The organism is Alcanivorax sp. HI0044, from assembly GCF_001634945.1.
In genome coordinates, this window is record NZ_LWEZ01001122.1 from 1 (window position 1) to 5,191 (window position 5,191).

Consider the following 5,191-nt stretch of genomic DNA (forward strand, 5'->3'; position numbering starts at 1 on the left):
CCGCCGATCACTTCGCCCACCACGGTGAGCGGGGTGCCCTGGCTGCTGGCGTAGGCATCGCTTACCGACACCGCGCCGCTGCTGCCACAACTGCCGCCGCCACTGCTGCCGTCCACCAGTGCCATGTCGGTGACGTACTCGATGCTGGGCTCGCCCATGTAGACGTCACGCTCGCCGCTCACCTGCAGGGTTTCGCCGATCACTGCCGGGTTGTTCTGCGGGCTGAAGTCGTTGCGGTACTGGCTTTCCAGTTTCACGTAAAGGGTGGCGCTGCCGTTACTGTCCTCAATTTCCAGCGCGTACTCGCCATTGATGGCCTGGGTGATCACCCCTGCCACGGTGACGGTGGTGCCGGTGGGTTCGGCCAGGGCCTCGCTGACGGACAGCACCTCACCGCCGCCTGGGCTGCCACCGGGGCCGTCCGGGGCGCCATAGGCGCCGTAGTCCAAGGTGCTGGCATCCCAGGGGTTATAGCCGCCGGAAGGCGTGTTCCAGGGCTGGCCGTTGTCCGGGTCGTCCAGCTCTTCGCTGGCCATGGGGGTGGGCGTGGCGGTGCCGGCCGGGTGGGCACTGCTGTTGAACTGGGTATAGCTTTCCGGGGTGGCCAGCCAGTCGATCAGGTTAATGCTGAGCTGGGCGGCGTTGCCGGCATCGGTCCAGCCCGGATAGGTGCTCTTGGTGTTGCCGTTGTCCTGGCGCTTGTACTTGGGTGAGGCATCTTCGATGGGGCTGGAGTCGCCGATAAAGGCGGCCTTGCCGGGGCCGGATTTGGCGATGGCCACGTAGGGGCCTTCGGCGGTGCCGCCGAAGTAGAGCCCGGAATCCACCGCGTGGGTCCAGCGGCTGGGGCTGTCGCTGGTGGAGAAGTGCACCAGGCCCTTGGCCTTGTTCGGGTCGGTGATCGCCAGGGTGGCGCCACCGGCCATCAGTACCGGGCCTACGCCGGTGGTCAGCCCCTCTACCTGGCTGGCCGGCTCGATGCCGCTGGCGCCGCTGTGCCAGTCGATGGCATTGAAGCGAAAGCGGATGCCGAACTCCTGTGCCAGCCAGCCACCAGTGGCGACGCCGGGATTACGCAGGTCGCCGTAGCTGCCGCCCACATTGAACTGGGACAGGGTGGAGCGGTTATAGCCGTTGAATACCTCGGTGCTGTCCCAGGTGTTCAGGTTTCGGTCGGCGTTGTAGTGGTCGGCAACAAAGAAGATGCCCTTGCCGGCGGCCACAAAATCTTCCAGGGCCTGCAATTCCGCCTGGGTGAAGGGGCGGTTGCTTTCCGCGAGGACCAGTACATCCGCGTGACTGATGGCGGTGTAAGTGATGACCGCTTCGTTGGCGTTGCTGTTGGCGGTGGTGGGGTTGGTGTAGTCATCCACAAACTGGATAACGCCGTCGCTGTTTTTATCCACCCCGCGGTATTCCTGCACGGTGTAACCGGCACTGACCAGAGCATCGGCGAAGTCGGAAAAAGCGCCGTCAATAACCCAGTCCGCATTGCCTTCCGTGCCGCCATGGGAAACATCGAAGAGCACGACCTTGCCATTATCGTTAGCGCCGGGGGATTGAATTGGCGCCGGGTAGTTCCAGTCGTAGGGGGCGGCGTTGACGCTGGCGCAGAGCGTGGCCAACAGGGTAGTGAGAATCCGTTTGTTCATGTGGGATCATCCTTGAACCAGAAGGGGAGAGCCCAAGGCTGATGCGGCGACAAGAAAATGCGGTAAAAAGATCGTGATAGTTTGATGAATTCCGGTGAATGTATGGCAGGGTTGGCACTCAGGGCAGGTTTTATATTCCTGTCATCAGGGCATCATGACAGGGGGCAGAGAGGGCGACGCTATGGGTACCGGTTTGCGGATTGACGGGCGATCACAACGGCCAGAGTACGGGCAAAAAGGTGAGGCACAATGAACCAGACAGCCTCCGGTTCGGCCCCCACGCCGGTGTCGTCTTTTTCGCTGGTCGCCGACAGCGATCAGGCGTTCACCCTGCGAGTCACCCTGGCTCGGCTGGCGCAGCGCACGCTGGATGTGCAGTACTACATCTGGGATGACGACACCACCGGCAAGCTGCTGATCTATCGTTTGCTGGAAGCGGCGCGGCGGGGTGTGAAGGTGCGCATGTTGCTGGATCATGCCAATCAGTTGGGCCGCGATGTGAAGTGGGCGGCGCTGGATGCGCACCCCAATATCGAGGTGCGGTTATTCAACCCGTTCAAGGGTCGCTATAAATATTTTTTGCAATGGCTCTACCATGCGCCGCTGCTTAATCACCGCATGCATAACAAGGCCTGGATCATGGACGGGGAGCGGGCGCTGGTGGGCGGGCGAAATATTGCCGACCATTATTTTGGGGTGAATGCGTCCACCAATTTCCGGGATCTGGATCTGTACGCCCATGGCGCCATTGTGGCGGATACCCGCACTGCGTTTGATGCCTTCTGGCAGAGCCCGCTGGCGGTGCCCATGAAAAGTTACCGGCGCCGAACCGAGGCCACGGCGGAACGGATCTGGCGTTGGCTGGGGCGCTGGCGCACCTCCCTGAAAGGCTATCCTTACCTGTTTCCCCAACACGAAGCGTTTTTTACCGAGTACCTGCGCAAGCAGGAGCAGCAATGTGTGCAGGCGCCGGCGGCGTTGTTGTTCGATAGCCCGGACAAGGCCAGCGGTGCCAAGCAGACATTGATGGGTGAGCAGCTGGCCCGGTTACTGGGCAGGAAAGACCATCGCGAATTGCTGATGGAAGCCAGTTATTTTATTCCGGGTGACGCCTTTGTTGAGGCGCTGGCGGGCTTTCGGCAGCGGGGTGGGCGAGCGGCCGTGTTGACCAATAGCCTGGCGACCAATGATGTGATTGCAGCTCATGGTGCCTATGCCCGTTATCGGCCGGGGTTGCTGGCGGCGGGGGTGGAATTGCATGAATTGCAGCCCAATGCCCGGGCGCTGCGTCGTCAGGTGCGATTGTTCAAAGGCCGGTCCCAGGCGAGCCTGCATACCAAGGCCATGGTGCTGGACCGGCGTGAAATTTTTGTTGGGTCGTTCAATATTGACCCGCGCTCGGTGCACCTGAATACCGAGATGGGTTACTACGTGGCGTCTGCCGAACTGGGGCAGCAGGTGGCGGCGTTTATTGAAGAAGGGCTGGCGCCGGAAAACAGTTATCGGGTCGACAAAGAGCAGGAAAAACTGACCTGGGCCGGTGATGGCCATGACGGTCGTCCGGTGGTGCGCCACAGCGAACCTGACGTGACGGTGTGGCGACGGCTGCTGGCATGGTTGCTGTCGCTATTGCCCATTGAGCGGATGCTGTAGGCGCGGCAAGCTGGTTGTCTTTAGTCGCCGACTGGTGAGCGCCAACGGGCATAGAGGGAGCTTGCAGGTTGTTGCGATATTTTGGATTTTATGGAGAACATCATGGTCCAGCCTTTTTGCTTTCGATTCCGGGTGCGCTACAACGAATGCGATGCCCAGCATGTGGTGTTTAACGCTCGTTACGGGGACTACGTGGACATCGCCATGACCGAATTCATGCGTGCACTGGGGCGGGATTACAGCCAGTTGCTGGCGGAAGGGCTGGATAACCAGGTGGTGAAGTTGACCACGGAATGGCAGTCATCGGCACGGTTTGATGACGTGCTGGATGTGTTCGTGTCACTCACCCATATGGGCAACACGTCGTTCTCCCTGCAAGCGGATATCCGCCACGCGGATGATGGCCGTGCCATTGCCCGTTCGGAAGCGGTGTACGTGATGATGACCACCGAGCCGTTCGCGAAAACCCCGGTGCCGGATGATCTGCGTGAACGGCTGCAGGCGGGAGCGCCGGGGGTCGTCATCGACCAGAGTGGTCGCGGCTGAACGCCTGGTGCAGGAGCACCGCTGGTGGTACTCCTGCACGGCGTGTGGTTCAGGCTCCGGCCACGTCCAGCACCACCTTGCCCTTGGCGGTACGTGAGGTCAGCGCGGCCAGTGCTTGTTCGTATTCTTCGAACTTGAATACCTGGCTGATGCGCGGTTTGAGCTTGCCCTGGCCGAACAGCTGGAACAGTTCCATGATGTTCTGCATGTTCACTTTCGGTTCCTGCTGGGTGAACGCGCCCCAGAATACCCCGACGATGGAGCAGCCTTTCAGCAGCGCCAGGTTGGCGGGAATTTTGGGGATGTCGCCGGCGGCAAAACCGACCACCAGCAGGCGGCCGTTCCAGGCCATGTTGCGCAGGGCCGCTTCGGTGAACTTGTCGCCCACCGGGTCGTAGATCACGTCCACGCCTCTCGGGTAACGCTTTTTCAGCGCCTCTTTCAGGTCTTCGTCAGCGTAGTTGATCAGGTCATCCGCGCCGGCTTCCCTGGCCACTTCCAGTTTCTCGTCGCTGCTGGCGCAGGCGATTACGTTGGCGCCCATGGCCTTGCCAATTTCCACCGCAGCCAGCCCTACGCCGCCACTGGCGCCGAGCACCAGCAGGGTTTCCCCGGGCTGGATGTTGGCCCGTTGTTTCAGCGCGTGATAACTGGTGCCGTAGACCATGGAAAAGGCGGCGGCGGTGTGGTCATCCATGCCGTCAGGCACGGGGATCAGACGGTTCTCCGGCACCAGAATTTCTTCGGCAAAGGCACCGTAACCGGTGAGGCCCATGATCCGCTGGCCGGGTTTGAAGTTTTTCACGCCGTCGCCCACTTCCAGCACTTCGCCGGCCATTTCACCGCCCGGTGAAAACGGCAATTCCGGTTTGATCTGGTACTTGCCTTCGATAATCAGGGTGTCGGGGAAGTTCAGCCCGGCGGCTTTTACCCGCACCTTTACTTCGCCTTTGCCCGGCGCAGGGGATGCGATGTCTTCAATGACCAGCGTGTTGGCTGGGCCCAGTTCCTTGCACAGAATGGCGCGCATGTGGTGCTCTCCCGAAAATCAGAATTTTTATGTGTAGGAGACGCTAACGCCGATGGGGGCATTAGACAAATGCATGGGGCGCATTGAGAGGGATAAAGATAACTAATAGCTGCCTGGGAACCTCTGAAAAACTCCTTGCATGCTCAGCGTGGCCTGAAGCGTGCAGCTGTTGCGTCTTGTCTTGATGGTCAGGGTGGTTCCCTTTCCGAGAGGCAAGGCGCAGCAGATGTGCGCTTCAGGCCACGCCCTTCGGGTCATTCAGGCTGGCCCGCACTCGTTGTTGCGCTTTTTCGATGGATGGACATATCTC

4 protein-coding genes are annotated in these 5,191 nt (G+C 60.7%); 2 read left to right on the top strand and 2 right to left on the bottom strand.

Annotated elements, in window-relative coordinates:
* Positions 1 to 1,652: hypothetical protein (locus A3730_RS13450; RefSeq protein ID WP_063538237.1), on the bottom strand; the 1,652-nt coding region annotated here is incomplete at its 3' end.
* A 249-nt stretch (positions 1,653 to 1,901) separates the two neighbouring features.
* Between A3730_RS13450 and A3730_RS13455 the strand changes: the two genes are divergently transcribed.
* Together A3730_RS13455 and A3730_RS13460 are read left to right on the top strand one after the other, a co-directional pair.
* Entirely contained in the window at positions 1,902 to 3,305 is a 1,404-nt protein-coding gene (locus tag A3730_RS13455) for a phospholipase D family protein (RefSeq protein ID WP_063520362.1), read from the top strand.
* A 102-nt stretch (positions 3,306 to 3,407) separates the two neighbouring features.
* The gene (locus A3730_RS13460; protein ID WP_063520363.1) at positions 3,408 to 3,851 is read left to right on the top strand and encodes a thioesterase family protein; all 444 of its coding nucleotides are present in this window, start codon (positions 3,408 to 3,410) and stop codon (positions 3,849 to 3,851) included.
* 49 nt (positions 3,852 to 3,900) lie between these two features.
* On the opposite strand, the gene A3730_RS13465 is transcribed toward A3730_RS13460, so the two are convergent.
* Positions 3,901 to 4,881, bottom strand: coding sequence for an NADPH:quinone oxidoreductase family protein (locus A3730_RS13465; RefSeq protein WP_063538239.1), 981 nt, complete (start codon positions 4,879 to 4,881; stop codon positions 3,901 to 3,903).
* Positions 4,882 to 5,191: the final 310 nt, after the last annotated feature.